Below are 13,721 nucleotides of genomic sequence, written 5' to 3' on the forward strand. Positions count from 1 at the left end.
TCCGCGACACAAGAAAAGAGCGCCCGGCGGGGGGACGCGGGCGCTCGAAGTTTGCGAAACACCACCGGACGGGCTCCGGCGGCTGGGGCGCCGTTAGCCTCTGTAGGCTTGGCAGGGGCCGGTCAGTTCCGCGACCAGGCGGGCCTTGCGGTCGGTGTTGTCGGTCTTGGTCTCACGCTTGGCCTTGTCGAACTCGCTCTTGCCGCGCTCGGTGACAAAGGCGTTGCGCGTGCGGCCCTCGTTCTTGATGAAGGCGTCCATGGCCGCAGTGTCGACCGTGGTCAGACCGCCTTCGGCGAGACCACGGCAGCGGCTGGCCTTCAGATAATCGACGTCGCTGACGGCGGCCGCCGCAGAACCGGCCGCAGCCAGCAAACCGGCGGACGTAATGGCGATGGCGAACAGTTTCATGGCGTTATTCCCTCGAAAATCAGTGAGGCGAAACTGCTCTCGGACCCTCGAATGCTCAAATGAATTCCTGGCAATAATTAGTATTCGCACATTAATTTATAGTCATGATCTCCAAACGTTACTTTAGAACATAAATATCTTGTAATGAACGGGTCGCGACGCGAAGCTGGGCTATGACCCTATCGCTGAAGCTGGACACCGACGGCGTGAACGCCTTGCTGCGGCGCGCCTTTCCAGACGGTTCGGACGAACACTTTCCGCGCGTGCTCGAGGTCGAGCCCGGGCGCGCCGTGATCGTCCGCGCCTATCACGACAGCATGCTTCGCCCAGGCCGGCTGATTTCCGGACCCACCCTGATGTCGCTGGCGGACACTGCAGCCTACGCTCTGATCCTCGCCCACATCGGCGACCAGCTGATGGCGGTCACGAGCTCCCTGGTGATGAACTTCCTACGCGGCGCCCAGCCGGGCGATCTGCATGCCGAGGCGAACATGCTTCGCCTGGGACGGCGCAACGCGGTCTGCGACGTTCGGCTCTGGACCGAGAGCCCGGAACGGCTGGCGGCCCAAGCCACCGTCACCTACGCTATCCCCTGATCAAACAGCCAGCGAACCATGACCGATACGCCTTCCCGCCCCCCCGCCCCGATCAAGACGCCCTGCATCAAGGTCTGCGTCGTCGACGGAGAGAGCGGCCTCTGCCTCGGCTGCTATAGAAAGCTCACCGAGGTCGCCGGCTGGGCGAAGCTCAGCGACGAGGATCGCGACCGCATCATGGCCGAGCTGCCCGCTCGCCGAGGCCTTATCCGCCCCGAAAAATTGGCGATGTTTTAACCTTAACCCGTTGCGTTTGTTAGGTTTTACGCAAGCTTCGATTCACCCCTTGCAAACCCACCCCCCGTAAGGTTCGCGCCGAACAGGGCCGCAGACGGCCTTTGGGTGAGCCCAAGCGGCGAGGTGTGGACATGCTCAAACTGGCGGTAGTGGCGCTTCTTGGCGCCGTGTCGGCGGTGGGCGCTGCCGAGGCGCTCGACACCTTCACCAATCCCAAGCCCGAGCTGCGCGCAGCCCTCGCCATCGCGCCGCAGACTGCGCCCCACGCTCAGGCGGCCTCGATCGCCAAGGGCGGCGACGGCCACTACTGGGCCGAGGCTGACGTCAACGGTTCGCGCGTGCGCTTCCTGGTCGACACCGGCGCCAGCGCCGTCGCCCTCACCCTGGCCGACGCCCAGCGTCTGGGCATCGCCACGGACAAGCTCGACTACAACTACAATGTCGTCACCGCGTCAGGGCAGACTCGTGCGGCCGCGGTCACGCTCGGCCGGGTCTCGGTAGCCGGGGCGGCGCTCAACGACGTCGAGGCCCTGGTGATCGAAAGCGGGCTGGAGAGCTCGCTGCTAGGAATGACCTATCTAGGCCGCCTGGCCAGCTTCGAGGCCACGCGCACGGCGCTCATCCTGCGCCCGTAAGACCTCGGCCAAGGCCGCGTCGATCACCTCCACGCCCGCGCCGGCCTTCACGCCCTCCACTGTCAGCACCCGCCGCCACGCCCGCGCGCCGGGCAGACCATGGAACAAGCCCAGCATATGCCGGGTCATGGCCGCCAGATGGGTCCCAGCCGCCAGTTCACGTTCGACATAGGGGCGGTAAAGCTCGACGGCCTGGAATGAATCGCCGTCCGCGCAATCGACGCCGAAGATCCTCCGATCGACTTGCCCCAACAGCGCCGGCGTGTGGTACGCGGCCCGCCCAAGCATCACGCCGTCGACCGCACCCAGATGCTGCTCGGCCTCGTCCAGCGAACCGATCCCGCCATTGATGACGATGGTCAGGTCCGGGCGTTCGCGCTTCAGTCTGTGCACCAACGGGTAGTCCAGCGGCGGCACGTCGCGGTTTTCCTTCGGCGACAGGCCCTTCAGCCATGCCTTGCGCGCATGGACGACAAAGAGCGACACCCCGGCCTGGGCGCAAAGATCGACCAGCTGAAACAGGCTCTCTTCCGGTTCCTGGTCATCGACCCCGATCCGGCACTTCACCGTCACCGGGACCTTCACCGCCGCCCCCATCGCCGCCATGCATTCGGCGACCAACTCAGGCTCGCGCATCAGGCACGCGCCGAACCGCCCGCTCTGAACTCGGTCTGACGGGCAGCCGACGTTGAGGTTGATCTCGTCATAGCCCTCGGCCTCGCCAATCCTCGCCGCCGCGACCAGATCGGCGGCCTCCGATCCGCCAAGCTGCAACGCCACCGGATGCTCGGCGGGGTCATAGGCTAGCAGCCGCTCCCGGTCGCCGTGCAACACCGCGCCCGTCGTCAGCATCTCCGTATAGAGCAGCGCCCGCGCCGACAGCGTCCGGTGCAGGCTTCGGCAATGCCGGTCCGTCCAGTCCATCATAGGTGCAACGGACAGCCTATGTGCTTGAAATTGCGTATTTTTTTGCATATAACTTAAGGACTTAGGCGGGCCGAGGAACGCGCGGTTCTACGCCATTTTACGACGAAATTCGCCCCCTTTCGCTAACTCACTGCACCCGTTCTGCACGCAAAAATGGCCTCCATCCGCAAACAGAAATCCGGGCGCTGGCGCGCCCAGGTCCGGCGCAAAGGCCGCACTCTGAGCGAGACTTTCGTGCGCCACGAAGACGCCAAGAGCTGGGCCCTCGATGCTGAACGCCAGATCGACCGAGGAGAGCCCCCCCTCGCCACGCGGGTCGCTCGCATCCGTACATTCGGTGAACTTATCGACCTGCACATCGACGACATGAAGGACGTGGGACGAGCGCCCGGTCGGTCCAAGGATGCAACGTTGCAGATGCTCCGACGCGACCTCGGCAAGCTCAAGCTCGTCGAGGTCGATCGAGAGCGCCTCGTTCAGTTTGGGCGCAGGAGAGCTGCAGCCGGCGCGGGGCCTGTGACAGTCGGCATGGATATCGGAGCAATCCGATTGGTGCTCTCACATGCCGCTGCGGTGCACGGCATTCCAGTGAAGGTGGAGCCGGTCGAATTAGCTCGCATCGCGCTCAAGCGGCTAGGCCTCATCGGCAAGAGCAATGAGCGGGACCGCAGGCCGACGGAAGAGGAGTTGGCGGCGCTGTTTGAGCAATTCGATGCGAATGATCGGCTCACGATCCCCATGAGCAGGATCATCAAGTTCGCCATCGCCACAGCTATGCGGCAGGAGGAAATCTGCCGGGTCACCTGGAGCGACCTCAATCCTCGGACGAAGATGCTCACGATCCGCGATCGGAAGGACCCTCGTCAGAAGAGGGGCAACGATCAGAGGATCCCCCTGCTCGCGGTCTCTGGATACGACGCGATGGCGTTGATCGAGGAACAGCGCGCGATCCGCGCCAACGAAGACGACCGCATTTTTCCCTACGTCCACAAGTCCGCCGGCACCGCGTTCACACGCGCGTGCAGCGAGTTGAAGATCTCCGACCTCCACTTCCACGACCTGCGCCATGAGGGAACCAGTCGGCTCTTCGAGGCCGGCTTTGAGATCCAACAGGTCGCGCTCGTCACCGGACACAAAGACTGGAAGATGCTCCGGCGCTACACGCACCTTCGTCCAGAGACGCTTCATGCCATCGCTGCGAACCGCGCCGCCTGATACGCCTTCCCAATATGGGAAATATTCTTGCTTCCCAAACTGGGAAGAGTTATAGGCATGCACGAATGAACGTAGTGGCGTTGCGAACCCTGCAGGCGTTTTGGGCTCGACACCCAACCGCCAAGGGCCCGCTAACGACTTGGTACAAGTTGGCGCGCGCAGCGGAGTGGAGCACTCCGCAGGACGTCAGAGAAACCTTCGGATCGGCTGACTTTCTGGCCGACAACCGCGTGGTCTTCGACGTCGGCGGCAACAACTATCGGGTCGTGGCGCGCATCTCCTACCCATTCAAGCAGGTGCTGGTGAAGTTCGTTGGCACCCATGCGGAGTATGATCGGATTGATGCGACATCGGTGTGATCTGGCGGTCGAGGAGGCCCAAATGAGCTTGGCCACGCCCCTGCGCCCGATCCGCGACGAATCGGAGTTCGAGGCAGCGCTGCGGGAGTATGAGAGCTACTTCGACAACGAACCCCAGCCCGACACGGAAGAGGCCTACCGCTTTGAGGTGCTTGGGCTTCTGCTGGCGAAGTACGAGCAGGATCATTTCCCAATTGCGCCACAGGATCCTGCCGAGGCGTTGGCGCAGGTCATGGACTCCAAGGGGAAGTCACAATCTGACCTGGCCGCAGTGATCGGCGCTCCTCGGGCATCCGAGGTTCTAAAGGGAAAGCGCTCTCTGTCGCTCGACCAGATTCGCCAGCTCCGAAGCGCCTGGGGAGTACCGGCGGACGTGCTGATCTAGCGACTCGCGAGCCCCAGAGACCTACCCTGAGCTAGGTAGGCGGCCCGCCCCTACGCTTCATGCGAGCGAAGGCGCGGTCCGTCGTCATGAAGCGCGCAAGCATGACCGGAGCGAGCTTCGCCGGCTCGACTATGCGTCCGCCCTCCTTCGCCATCGCCTCGCCGTACGCCACGAGGTCGCGATGCACCGCCGCCGGAAGCTCGACAGTCAATTTCACCGGCGTGTCGTCGAGAAGGGAAGCAAGCTTCAGTCGTTCGGCCATCTCGAATGCTCCTGGTAGGGTTGAAGTTTGAGATCGTCTGTGACGATCACTCGCACCAGCGCACCTGGGCGAATTTTCAAAGTGGGAGCCTGCGACAGCGCCTGCGCTACCGCTTGCTGACCCACCTGATTGAAGGTATCGGCGCCGCCCCGTCGAATGGCGCGAACGAGTTCGTCATCATCGTCGGCGCCCACCTCCGAGCCGATCGCCAAGAGGGTCGAAAGGGCGGCCATGCCGAAGAGCACGCCCCAATGGCGATCGACCTGGTCCTCAAGCCCCGCTCGCCCGAGAGCATCCCCCGCCGGAAAGTCGCCGAGGGTCACCGACCGCCCGTTCGGCAGCAGGAGCCGCGTCCAAACGACGTGAACGCGTCTTTGGCCGAAGGCGAGCTTGCTGTCATAGGCCCCGATGAGCTTGGCCCCCGGTGGGATAAGGAGCGTGCGGCCCGTTTGGCTGTCGAAAACCGGCTGGGTGACCTGAGCCACCACCTGTCCTGGGAGATCCGATTGCAGGCCCGTGACCATCGCGGCCGCGATCAGGGTCCCGGCCTGCACCGTGGGCGGCGCGCCGCCGTCCTTTGGGAGCCAAGGTGAAGCCGTGGCGCCAGATGGTGCCGGCGACGGGATAGGACGAAGGACATCCGCAGCTCGATTGGCGGCGGGTGAGCGGCCGCTTTGAACCAAAAACAGTTGGCTCCGCTGCGCCGCCTCGCGGGCCGCTTGGCGAGTCCTCGCAGCTTGCGACGCCTGAGCATCGGCACGCTGCGGCGGCAGTTCGCCTTCAGCAGCCAGCATGGGCCGCCCAAGGTCGCCCGGCAGTGGCGGGCCCAGCTTCGGAATTCCACGGTAGTCCGCAGGCAACGCCTTCAGCTGCTCGGGCGGCGTCGCGCTTACAGTGAACTGAGGCTCCGGGGGCGCAGGGCGAAACTTTACGTTCAGGCCGAAAACCACTGCACCTGCGAGCGCGGCCGCGGCTGCGCCCGACATCAGCATCAGCGCCCTACGCGAAAGGCGAGCCACTGTCGGCGGCTCGGCGCGTAGGCACAGATCGGGCGCGACTTCCACGACCTGGTCCAGAACCCGCGTCATGCGCCGGCTCCCGATCGGATCACACGCACCGCAATCTGCTTTCGGCCCTGTTGCAGGCGAAGCTCAGCGATCTCAATCAGCCGATCGAGAACCATTCGGCCACCGACGACGCGATAATTGACCGACTCCAGATCGCCGCCCGGACCTCTCAGGAAGACGGGGGGAAGGTCGCCACGGGCGACGGCGTCTGGAAACTCAATGAAAGTCTGGCGCCCGTCGTCATAGACACGCACGGGGCGCCACGGCGCTCTGCCCTCTATCCGATAGGCGAAGTTCAATGGGACGCTCGGCGGCGCCTGCGTGAGTTTCATCTGTTCGGCGCGGCGCTCAGCCTCCATCGCCCGGACGGCCGCCAACTCGCGCGCTTCGTCAACCGGATATCGCCAGCGTACCGCCGCGAGATAGGCGCCGCCTGTCGATCTCAGCTCAAGATGATAGGTGCGGCGTTCAGTGTTGATGACGAGATTGGTCGTCAGACCCTTCTGCATCGGCTTGATCAGAACATGGACACGCAGCTCAGGCCCGCTTCCGCTGCGCGTCTCGCCGATGATCCAGCGCGTCGTGTCGCCGGCCGCCAGAGCGCCCTCCCCGACCAGCTGTTCGCCAGGCTGCAGCGCCAGGTCGGTGACCTGCCCAGGCGCGGTGTAGATTTGGAAGAGTGCAGCGTCAGAATAGGTGAAGACCTGCGCCGCGTTGGCGTAAGCCTCGCGGCGCGGCTCAACTCTCGCGATCTGATTGGCGCGCCCGACCTCTGCGAGCGGCGCCGCGAAAGCAAATGACGGCGCCAGGAAGACGGCCACTGCAAGAGCAGGTCGCATCAGCCGAGCTCCTTCGACCAGTCGAGGGAATGGACATAGATCCCCAGCGGATTTCGCCGGATTTCGTCGGCGGTGCGCGGCGCCTGGATGACGACGCCGAGGATCGCGGTCCAACGCTCGGTGGAAGCCAAGGCCCCGTCGACATAGCGTCGCTCGGTCCAGGCCACGCGGAAGCTTGAGGGCGAGGCCCGGATGACGCTCGAGACATCGACCCCGACCTGGACCTGCCCGACCTTGCTGAAAGGATCGGCTCCGCGCGCATAGTCGCTGAGCGCCGCGGCCCCACGGTCGGTTGTGAATTCATATGCGCGCAGCCAGTTGCGGCGGACGACGACCGGGTCGGCCGACACCGAGCGCACCTCTTCCACGAACTGCGCCAGGCGCCAGGCGACTTGGGAGTCTTGCGGCGTGTACCCCGCTTCGGCAGGCGCTACGGCTTGCGTAGCTCCAAGCTGATCAACCTCTACGACCCAGGGCGTGATTGAGCCCCTTGCACCCTGCCAAACCAGGGCGCCAGCGAGGCAAGCTGAGAGCGCCCAACTGGCGAAGGCCATCAGCCGCCAGCTGCGGGCCTGCACCCGCGCCGAACCGATCCGGTCGTCCCAGGCCTGGCCAGCCCTTTGGTATGGCGTTTCGAGAACCGGCGTTGCGCCATACCGCACGCCGTGTCGCTTGAACGGATTCATGAGCGCTCCTCCGAGAGTGAAACCGATGCGCCGCCGCCCGACTGGTCTCCCGACCGAAGGGCGTGGGTGGCCGTGGAAGCCGCATCGCCGGCTGCATGTCTCTGTTGCAGACGCCGCGCCCATGCCGGCGGCTGCCCGCCCTGCGACGAGCCTGCCGTTCCCGCTGCGGCGGACGCTGGACGCGGCCCCCCGCCCGGCGGAGCGCCTCCGCCAGGAGCGCTTGGGGACTTGCGTATGGCGTTGACGATCGACCGGGCCGCGCCCACCGCCGAACCAGCCAACAACCGCCCGCTAACAGCTCCCGCGGCGGCGATGCCGCCGGCGGCAAGGCCGGTCCCGACCGCTGCGCCAGCCCCTAGCTGCGGCCCGCCCGATACGAGCCCGCTGGCGATGCCAGGACCGAACACCCCTAGGCCGAGCAGGCAGAGAGACGCCAGGGCGAGCGATAGAACCTCTTCAAGACTTGGCGACAACCCACCGAAATCCTGAATAAATTCATCGAACAGGCTTGAACCGATCCCGACGATGACCGCCAGCACGAGCACCTTGACGCCGGAGGCCATGACGTTGCCGAGCACCCGCTCGGCCAGGAAGGCGGTGCGGCCAAAAAGCCCAAACGGCACGAGGATGAAGCCGGCCAAAGTGGTCAACTTGAACTCAACCAACGTGACAAAGAGCTGGACGGCCAGCACGAAGAAGGCGAGCACCACGACCAGCCAGGCGAGCAGCAGGACGGCGATCTGAGGAAGGTTGTCGAACACCGCCGGAAAGCCCGACATCTGCTGAGCCGCTTCGAGAATCGGTTGTCCTGCCTCGATGCCGGCCTGACCGAGGCGGCCTGGCCGCAGAAACTCGCCTGCCGCCATTCCGCCGCCGCCCGCCTGAAGCCCGAGCCCTGAGAAGGACTCGAAGATGATCCGTGCAAGCGCGTTGAAGTTCGAAAGGATGAAGGCGAACGCGCCGACATAGAGGGTCTTCTTGACCAGCCGCGCGAGGATCTCCTCGCCCGGCGACCATGCCCAAAAGAGCGCGGCGAGCGTCATGTCGATGACCACAAGGGTCGTCGCCAGGAAGGCCACCTCCCCGCCGACCAGGCCGAAGCCGGAGTCGATGTAGGTGGTGAAGACGTTGAGGAAGCGGTCAGCGACGCCGGGGTTCATCTGCACCTCCGGATGGCGTGAAGAAGCGCCTCTGCTGTTCTTGCTGAGCAGCCCGACACGTGCTGCTGTCGTAGGCCTGCAAGCCAAGGCCGCGGCACCGCTTAAGCTCTGCGGCCAGCGCGGGGTCGGATGTGGGGACCGTAGTGCTGGGTCCGTTGCAGCCTTCAAGCGCAAGGAGCGCGGCGAGCAGCGCCTGCGCCTTCAACGGAACATCTCCACCGTGACGGGCTGATAGCCTTCACGGCGGCTGATGAACCGCTGGAACTGCTCACGCGCCTGGTCTCGACTGGCCTGCCGGTCGGCCTGCTCGAGCGCTTCGGCACGTCCCTGCGCCGCCAGCAGCGCCACCAGTTCGGTGAGCTGCTGGGACTGCAGCGCCAGCAGCTGATTACCCGCCTGCGTCGCCTGGACGATCCCGGTGGCGCCCTGGCTCGCCGCGGTTAGCGCTCGCACCTCGCCCGCGGTTGAGGAAAGTCCAGAGACGACGCCGGCCTGGACATTGAGGGCGTCCTTGAACGCCGCCGCCGAGTTCGCCCAGCGCGCCCTTGCGGCCGCAAAGAGTTCGCGATCGGTCGCCGAGGCGAGAACCTGATAGTCCTTCGTGAAAGCCTCTTCGATAGCGCGGACATCGTAGGCGATCCGCTGCGCCTGCCCCATCAGCTCACGGATACCGTCGAGATTGCGCTGGATCGAGGCCAAGGCCGAATACGGGAGCTGGGCGAGATTGCGCGCCTGGTTCACCAGGCTGAGCGCCTGGTTTTGAAGGCTCTGGATCTGGTTGTTGATCTGCTCGAGGGCGCGCGCGGCCTGCAGCACGTTCGAGGCGTAGTTGGTCGGATCGAACACCGCCAGCTGCGCGAAGGCCGGATTGGCGACGAGGCTGGTGAGCGCCATGCCGGCCCAGAGCGCGCGGCGGGTGAGACGGGCCCTCATTGGGAAATCTCCTCTGGCTGGACCGAAGTTTGAGAGCCGAGCAGTTCAGCGGCCCAGCCGAGTTCCCGATGCGCCAGCCAGGCGGCCGGAAATCCGGCGAGGCCGTGGGCGGCTAGCAGGCTCGAAATGGCCAGCTGGTCGGGACGCGACGACGCCGCGCAGAAGGCCATCGCTATGTCGCCCAGGCCGAGATCGATCAGACGGTCGCCTTGGCGTGACTGGCAGTAGTAGTCGTGCCTGGGCGTCGCCTGACTGATGATCTCGATCTGCCGGCTGTTGAGCCCGAACCGTGCGTAGGCTGCTGCGATCTGCGGCTCGAGCGCTCGGTCATTGGGGAGAAAGATCCGGGTCGGACAGCTCTCGATGATCGCCGGGGCAATCGCGCTGGCCTCGACATCGGCCAGGGACTGAGTTGCGAATACCACGGCGGCGTTGAGCTTGCGCAGCGTCTTTAACCATTCGCGCAGCTGAGCGCCGAACAGTGGATCATCGAGGACCAGCCACCCCTCGTCGACGAACACCAGGCTGGGCCGGCCATCGAGACGATCGCGAAGGCGATGGAAGAGGTAGCTCAGGGTCGCGGGCGCAGCAGAGGAACCGATCAGGCCCTCCGTCTCGAAGCAGGTTGCCGAGGCCGCTCCCAGATGCTCGTGGTCTCCGTCGAGCAGGCCGCCCCACGGCCCGGCGAGCGTATAGGGCGCCAGCGCTTGCTTGAGCTTGGCCGACTGCAGCAGAGCCGCAAGCCCGCTGAGCGTGCGCTCGGCGGCCGGCGCGCTCGCGAGGCTGGACAGAGCGCTCCAGATGCGCCCGCGATCTTCCGGATCGAGCGCGACGTTCTCACGAGCCATCAGCGCCGCCAACCAGTCGGCCGCCCAGGCCCGCTCGTCGAGATCATCGCAATTGGCGAGCGGCTGCAGGCACACGCTGGGAGCCCCCTCCCTGCCAATGGCGACGCCAAGGTCGTGGTAGGCCCCCCCGACACCGAGGGTCGCCGCGCGCATCGATCCTCCGAAGTCGAATGCGAAGGTCTGCGAGTTCGGATAGCGGCGAAACTGCAGCGCCATCAGGGCCAGAAGAACGCTCTTTCCGGCCCCGGTCGGACCAAGCACGAGCGTATGTCCGACGTCGCCGACATGCGGAGAGAAGCGGAACGGCGTGCAGCCGTGAGTGCTAGCCAGCAGAAGTGGCGGGGCGTTCAGATGCTCGTTGCGCTCAGGTCCTGCCCAGACTGCCGACACGGGGATGATGTGCGCGAGATTGAGCGTCGAAATCGGGGACTGCCGCACGTTGGCGTAGGCGTGTCCCGGCAACGAACCGAGCCAGGCGTCCACGGCGTTGCCCCGTTCCAGTACGCAGGTGAAGTCGCGCGCCTGCAGCGCCTTCTCGACGAGGCGCAAGCGGGCGTCGGCGATGTTTACATCCTCGTCCCAGACGACCACGCTGGCGCTCACGAAGGCGTGGCCAGCAGCGTCGGCCCCAAGGTCTTGCAGCGCCGCGTCGGCGTCCTGGGACTTGTTCTCGGCGTCCGTGTCGATGAGCGCAGACGCCTCGTTGGTCAGCACCTCTTTCAGGATCGCCGCGAGCGACTTGCGCTTGGCGAACCACTGGCGCCGGATTTTTCCCAGCAACTTGGCCGCATCCAGTTTGTCGAGGCAGATGGCCCGCGTGGTCCAGCGATAAGGAAAGGCCAGCCGATTGAGGTCGTCGAGCAGCCCAGGCCAAGTGGCGCTCGGAAAGCCATTGATCGTCAGCACCCGTAGGTGGGACGCGCCAAGGCGCGGCGCCAACCCACCCGCCAGCGGCCGGTCGGCCAGCAGGACATCGAGGTGCATCGGTGTCTCCGGAACGCGCACCCCCTGGCGGCTCGTCGAGACTGCGCCGTGCAGAAAACTCAGCGTCTCGGCGTCGCCCAGCCAGCTCAGCTCCGGCATCAGGCCCTCCAGGAGGGCCAGGATGCGGTCGGTTTGATCGATGAAAGTGGCGAGCTGACTGCGCCAATCCTCACCGGCTGCGGGCAGGCCCTCGTAGATCCAACTCTCCATCCGTCGCCCGCGCTCGGCGCGCGGCAAATGCAGGAACGTCAGATAGAATCGGCTGTCGAAGTGGGCTCCCTCGGCCTTGAAGGCGGCCTGACGCTCGGCGTCTATGAGACCGCTGACCGGATCGGGGAATTCGCTATGCGGGTAGTCCTGGGCAGGATCGCGCCGAGCTTCCACGAAGATCGCCCACCCGCTGCCAAGCCTTCTAAGGACCGCGTTTAGGCGGGCCGCGGAGTTGGCTAGTTCGGCCTCGGTGACGGAATCCAGATCCGGTCCTCGGAACCGCGCTGTGCGCTGGAACGAGCCATCCTTGTTCAGTACGACGCCGGGCGCGACGAGCGCCGCCCAAGGCAGATAGTCCGCCAGCCGCGCCGGCCGGCGCTGGTATTCGCGCAAGCTCATCATCAGACGTCCATCCAGGCTGGGAGCCGCAGGTGCGTCCGCCCGACCTCTGCGAATTGCGGATCGCGACGTGCGGCCCAAACCGCCAGCAGGTGGCCGACCACCCAGACAGCAAGGCCGACGGGCCAGAGCCGAAGCCCGAGGCCAATCGCAGCGGCCAGTGTCCCGATCGCGATCGCCATCGCCCGGGGCGCGCCGGCCAGCAGGATCGGTTCGACCAATGCCCGGTGGACCGGAGCCTCCAGGACTGGCGCTTGGAGCGACACATCCATCAGACGAGCGCCCCGCCGCCGAACGAGAAGAAGGTCAGGAAGAAGCTCGAAGCGGCGAAGGCGATGGAGAGTCCGAAGACGATCTGGATCAACCGCCGAAAGCCGCCTGACGTGTCGCCGAACGCCAGGCTGAGGCCGGTGGCGATGATGATGATCACTGCCACGATCTTGGCCACCGGCCCTTCGATGGAATCCAGGACCTGCTGGAGCGGCCCTTCCCAAGGCATCGACGAGCCCGCGGCATGGGCCGGACCTGCGGCGAGCGCCACTCCCAGCATTACGAGGCGTGCATAGACCGAGCTCAGACGCATGAGGGAGTTCCTTCGTTCGGAATGAGAGGTGTGAGGCGGTAACGGCCCTCGGGACCGAGCCCCTGGACGGAGGCGAGTTCGATGAGCCGGCGCCTGTCGCCACGGCCCGCCAGGACGGCGATGACGTCGATGGTTTCTGCGATGAGAGACCGCGGGACGACCGGGACCGCCTCGAGCGTCAGCTGCTCAAGGCGCCGCAATGCGCCTATCGCTGAACCGGCGTGCAGCGTGCCTACGCCGCCAGGATGACCCGTTCCCCAGGCCTTCAGCAGATCGAGCGCTTCGGGCCCCCTCACCTCGCCGATCGGGATGCGGTCGGGACGCAGACGCAGCGCGCTGCGCACGAGTTGTGTGAGGTTGGCGACCCCGTCCTTCGTGCGCAAAGCTACCAGGTTCGGCGCGCTGCATTGCAGCTCGCGCGTGTCCTCGATGAGCACGACACGGTCGCCGGTCTTGGCGACCTCGGCGAGCAGGGCGTTGACCAGCGTCGTCTTGCCTGTGGAGGTGCCCCCCGCCACGATGATGTTCTTGCGCTCAGCGACCGCGGCCTGGAGCGCCAGGCCCTGCGCCAGCGATATCGTCCCGCGCTCGACGTAGCTGGCCAGATCGAACACCGCGCCGGCCGCCTTGCGGATCGAGAAGGCCGGCGCCGTCACCACCGGCGGCAGCAAACCTTCAAAGCGCTCGCCAGTCTCTGGCAGTTCCGCTGAGACCCTCGGCGCCCCGGCGTGAGCTTCACTGCCCACGTGATGGGCTACGAGCCGGATTATCCGTTCGCCAGCGCCCGGATCCAGCCTGACGTCGGTCGCGCAAAGTCCTTGTGTTTGTCGATCAGTCCAAAGGCGACCGTCTGGATTGAGCATCACCTCGACGACTGCGGGATCGTCCAGCCATGCGGCGATCTGCGGCCCCATCGCCGTGCGCAACATGCGCGCGCTGCGGATCAGGACGGGATCTTCGGCGATCTGACGCATCAGCGGAGCTC

The 13,721-nt window shown here is 65.6% G+C and carries 19 protein-coding genes; 6 read left to right on the forward strand and 13 right to left on the reverse strand.

What is annotated here, in order from left to right; translation table 11 throughout:
* Positions 1-93 precede the first annotated feature (93 nt).
* Positions 94-411, reverse strand: coding sequence for a hypothetical protein (locus ASC79_RS05285; protein ID WP_056020713.1), 318 nt, complete (start codon positions 409-411; stop codon positions 94-96).
* Positions 412-584: 173 nt separating this feature from the next.
* Between ASC79_RS05285 and ASC79_RS05290 the strand changes: the two genes are divergently transcribed.
* The 3 genes from ASC79_RS05290 (at position 585) to ASC79_RS05300 (ending at position 1,879) form a co-directional block, all read left to right on the forward strand.
* Entirely contained in the window at positions 585-1,007 is a 423-nt protein-coding gene (locus ASC79_RS05290) for a PaaI family thioesterase (RefSeq protein ID WP_056020715.1), read from the forward strand.
* Between the two features lie 18 nt (positions 1,008-1,025).
* The gene (locus ASC79_RS05295; protein ID WP_056020718.1) at positions 1,026-1,244 is read left to right on the forward strand and encodes a DUF1289 domain-containing protein; all 219 of its coding nucleotides are present in this window, start codon (positions 1,026-1,028) and stop codon (positions 1,242-1,244) included.
* 131 nt (positions 1,245-1,375) lie between these two features.
* Positions 1,376-1,879 (forward strand): TIGR02281 family clan AA aspartic protease, encoded by a 504-nt coding sequence (locus ASC79_RS05300; protein ID WP_056020721.1) that lies wholly within the window; start codon positions 1,376-1,378, stop codon positions 1,877-1,879.
* Here ASC79_RS05300 and dusA read toward each other — a convergent pair.
* Positions 1,823-2,854: a tRNA dihydrouridine(20/20a) synthase DusA gene (dusA, locus tag ASC79_RS05305; RefSeq protein ID WP_056020724.1), complete on the reverse strand. Its 1,032-nt coding sequence runs from the start codon at positions 2,852-2,854 to the stop codon at positions 1,823-1,825. The two genes, ASC79_RS05300 and dusA, sit on opposite strands and share 57 nt — an antisense overlap.
* Before the next feature lie 105 nt (positions 2,855-2,959).
* Here dusA and ASC79_RS05310 point away from each other — a divergent pair, with 105 nt between their 5' ends.
* From ASC79_RS05310 to ASC79_RS05320, 3 genes are all read left to right on the forward strand, one after another.
* Entirely contained in the window at positions 2,960-4,021 is a 1,062-nt protein-coding gene (locus ASC79_RS05310; RefSeq protein ID WP_056020727.1) for a site-specific integrase, read from the forward strand.
* A 65-nt stretch (positions 4,022-4,086) separates the two neighbouring features.
* A complete protein-coding gene (locus tag ASC79_RS05315; RefSeq protein WP_056020730.1) occupies positions 4,087-4,380 on the forward strand; it encodes a type II toxin-antitoxin system HigB family toxin in 294 nt (97 codons plus the stop codon).
* Between the two features lie 22 nt (positions 4,381-4,402).
* Complete coding sequence (locus ASC79_RS05320) at positions 4,403-4,765, forward strand: type II toxin-antitoxin system HigA family antitoxin (protein ID WP_056020733.1); 363 nt, start codon at positions 4,403-4,405, stop codon at positions 4,763-4,765.
* 31 nt (positions 4,766-4,796) lie between these two features.
* Here ASC79_RS05320 and ASC79_RS05325 read toward each other — a convergent pair whose 3' ends face one another.
* Genes ASC79_RS05325 through trbB form a run of 11 tightly spaced genes read right to left on the reverse strand, consistent with a single transcriptional unit; the run spans position 4,797 to position 13,710 of the window.
* Entirely contained in the window at positions 4,797-5,027 is a 231-nt protein-coding gene (locus ASC79_RS05325; protein WP_056020735.1) for a DUF2274 domain-containing protein, read from the reverse strand.
* Complete coding sequence (locus ASC79_RS20685; protein ID WP_082531942.1) at positions 5,012-6,115, reverse strand: TrbI/VirB10 family protein; 1,104 nt, start codon at positions 6,113-6,115, stop codon at positions 5,012-5,014. Before ASC79_RS20685 ends, ASC79_RS05325 begins: the two co-directional genes overlap by 16 nt.
* Positions 6,112-6,933 carry a P-type conjugative transfer protein TrbG gene (trbG, locus tag ASC79_RS05335; protein WP_056020740.1) on the reverse strand — a complete coding sequence of 274 codons (822 nt, stop codon included), beginning with the start codon at positions 6,931-6,933 and terminating at the stop codon, positions 6,112-6,114. Before trbG ends, ASC79_RS20685 begins: the two co-directional genes overlap by 4 nt.
* A complete protein-coding gene (gene trbF, locus ASC79_RS05340; RefSeq protein WP_056020743.1) occupies positions 6,933-7,619 on the reverse strand; it encodes a conjugal transfer protein TrbF in 687 nt (228 codons plus the stop codon). The genes trbG and trbF overlap by 1 nt, the downstream gene beginning before the upstream one ends.
* Entirely contained in the window at positions 7,616-8,779 is a 1,164-nt protein-coding gene (gene trbL / locus ASC79_RS05345) for a P-type conjugative transfer protein TrbL (protein WP_056020747.1), read from the reverse strand. The genes trbF and trbL overlap by 4 nt, the downstream gene beginning before the upstream one ends.
* Positions 8,760-8,984, reverse strand: a complete 225-nt coding sequence (trbK-alt, locus tag ASC79_RS21745; protein WP_082531943.1) for a putative entry exclusion protein TrbK-alt — start codon at positions 8,982-8,984, stop codon at positions 8,760-8,762. The genes trbL and trbK-alt overlap by 20 nt, the downstream gene beginning before the upstream one ends.
* On the reverse strand, positions 8,981-9,712 hold the full coding sequence (trbJ, locus tag ASC79_RS05350; protein ID WP_056020750.1) for a P-type conjugative transfer protein TrbJ: 732 nt from the start codon (positions 9,710-9,712) through the stop codon (positions 8,981-8,983). Before trbJ ends, trbK-alt begins: the two co-directional genes overlap by 4 nt.
* Entirely contained in the window at positions 9,709-12,156 is a 2,448-nt protein-coding gene (trbE, locus tag ASC79_RS05355; protein ID WP_056020752.1) for a conjugal transfer protein TrbE, read from the reverse strand. The genes trbJ and trbE overlap by 4 nt, the downstream gene beginning before the upstream one ends.
* Entirely contained in the window at positions 12,156-12,425 is a 270-nt protein-coding gene (locus tag ASC79_RS05360; protein ID WP_056020755.1) for a VirB3 family type IV secretion system protein, read from the reverse strand. Before ASC79_RS05360 ends, trbE begins: the two co-directional genes overlap by 1 nt.
* The gene (locus ASC79_RS05365) at positions 12,425-12,736 is read right to left on the reverse strand and encodes a TrbC/VirB2 family protein (RefSeq protein ID WP_056020758.1); all 312 of its coding nucleotides are present in this window, start codon (positions 12,734-12,736) and stop codon (positions 12,425-12,427) included. Before ASC79_RS05365 ends, ASC79_RS05360 begins: the two co-directional genes overlap by 1 nt.
* Complete coding sequence (trbB, locus tag ASC79_RS05370) at positions 12,727-13,710, reverse strand: P-type conjugative transfer ATPase TrbB (RefSeq protein WP_056020766.1); 984 nt, start codon at positions 13,708-13,710, stop codon at positions 12,727-12,729. Before trbB ends, ASC79_RS05365 begins: the two co-directional genes overlap by 10 nt.
* Between the last annotated feature and the right edge of the window lie 11 nt (positions 13,711-13,721).

This window comes from Phenylobacterium sp. Root1290, from assembly GCF_001425305.1.
GTDB lineage: Bacteria > Pseudomonadota > Alphaproteobacteria > Caulobacterales > Caulobacteraceae > Phenylobacterium.

Excerpts from the sequence above, each read along its gene's own strand:
- ASC79_RS05285 (WP_056020713.1), bottom strand. The coding sequence starts at position 411 with ATGAAACTGTTCGCCATCGCCATTACGTCCGCCGGTTTGCTGGCTGCG.
- ASC79_RS05290 (WP_056020715.1), top strand. The coding sequence starts at position 585 with ATGACCCTATCGCTGAAGCTGGACACCGACGGCGTGAACGCCTTGCTG.
- ASC79_RS05295 (WP_056020718.1), top strand. The coding sequence starts at position 1,026 with ATGACCGATACGCCTTCCCGCCCCCCCGCCCCGATCAAGACGCCCTGC.
- ASC79_RS05300 (WP_056020721.1), top strand. The coding sequence starts at position 1,376 with ATGCTCAAACTGGCGGTAGTGGCGCTTCTTGGCGCCGTGTCGGCGGTG.
- dusA (WP_056020724.1), bottom strand. The coding sequence starts at position 2,854 with ATGCAAAAAAATACGCAATTTCAAGCACATAGGCTGTCCGTTGCACCT.
- ASC79_RS05310 (WP_056020727.1), top strand. The coding sequence starts at position 2,960 with ATGGCCTCCATCCGCAAACAGAAATCCGGGCGCTGGCGCGCCCAGGTC.
- ASC79_RS05315 (WP_056020730.1), top strand. The coding sequence starts at position 4,087 with ATGAACGTAGTGGCGTTGCGAACCCTGCAGGCGTTTTGGGCTCGACAC.
- ASC79_RS05320 (WP_056020733.1), top strand. The coding sequence starts at position 4,403 with ATGAGCTTGGCCACGCCCCTGCGCCCGATCCGCGACGAATCGGAGTTC.
- ASC79_RS05325 (WP_056020735.1), bottom strand. The coding sequence starts at position 5,027 with ATGGCCGAACGACTGAAGCTTGCTTCCCTTCTCGACGACACGCCGGTG.
- ASC79_RS20685 (WP_082531942.1), bottom strand. The coding sequence starts at position 6,115 with ATGACGCGGGTTCTGGACCAGGTCGTGGAAGTCGCGCCCGATCTGTGC.
- trbG (WP_056020740.1), bottom strand. The coding sequence starts at position 6,933 with ATGCGACCTGCTCTTGCAGTGGCCGTCTTCCTGGCGCCGTCATTTGCT.
- trbF (WP_056020743.1), bottom strand. The coding sequence starts at position 7,619 with ATGAATCCGTTCAAGCGACACGGCGTGCGGTATGGCGCAACGCCGGTT.
- trbL (WP_056020747.1), bottom strand. The coding sequence starts at position 8,779 with ATGAACCCCGGCGTCGCTGACCGCTTCCTCAACGTCTTCACCACCTAC.
- trbJ (WP_056020750.1), bottom strand. The coding sequence starts at position 9,712 with ATGAGGGCCCGTCTCACCCGCCGCGCGCTCTGGGCCGGCATGGCGCTC.
- trbE (WP_056020752.1), bottom strand. The coding sequence starts at position 12,156 with ATGATGAGCTTGCGCGAATACCAGCGCCGGCCGGCGCGGCTGGCGGAC.
- ASC79_RS05360 (WP_056020755.1), bottom strand. The coding sequence starts at position 12,425 with ATGGATGTGTCGCTCCAAGCGCCAGTCCTGGAGGCTCCGGTCCACCGG.
- ASC79_RS05365 (WP_056020758.1), bottom strand. The coding sequence starts at position 12,736 with ATGCGTCTGAGCTCGGTCTATGCACGCCTCGTAATGCTGGGAGTGGCG.
- trbB (WP_056020766.1), bottom strand. The coding sequence starts at position 13,710 with ATGCGTCAGATCGCCGAAGATCCCGTCCTGATCCGCAGCGCGCGCATG.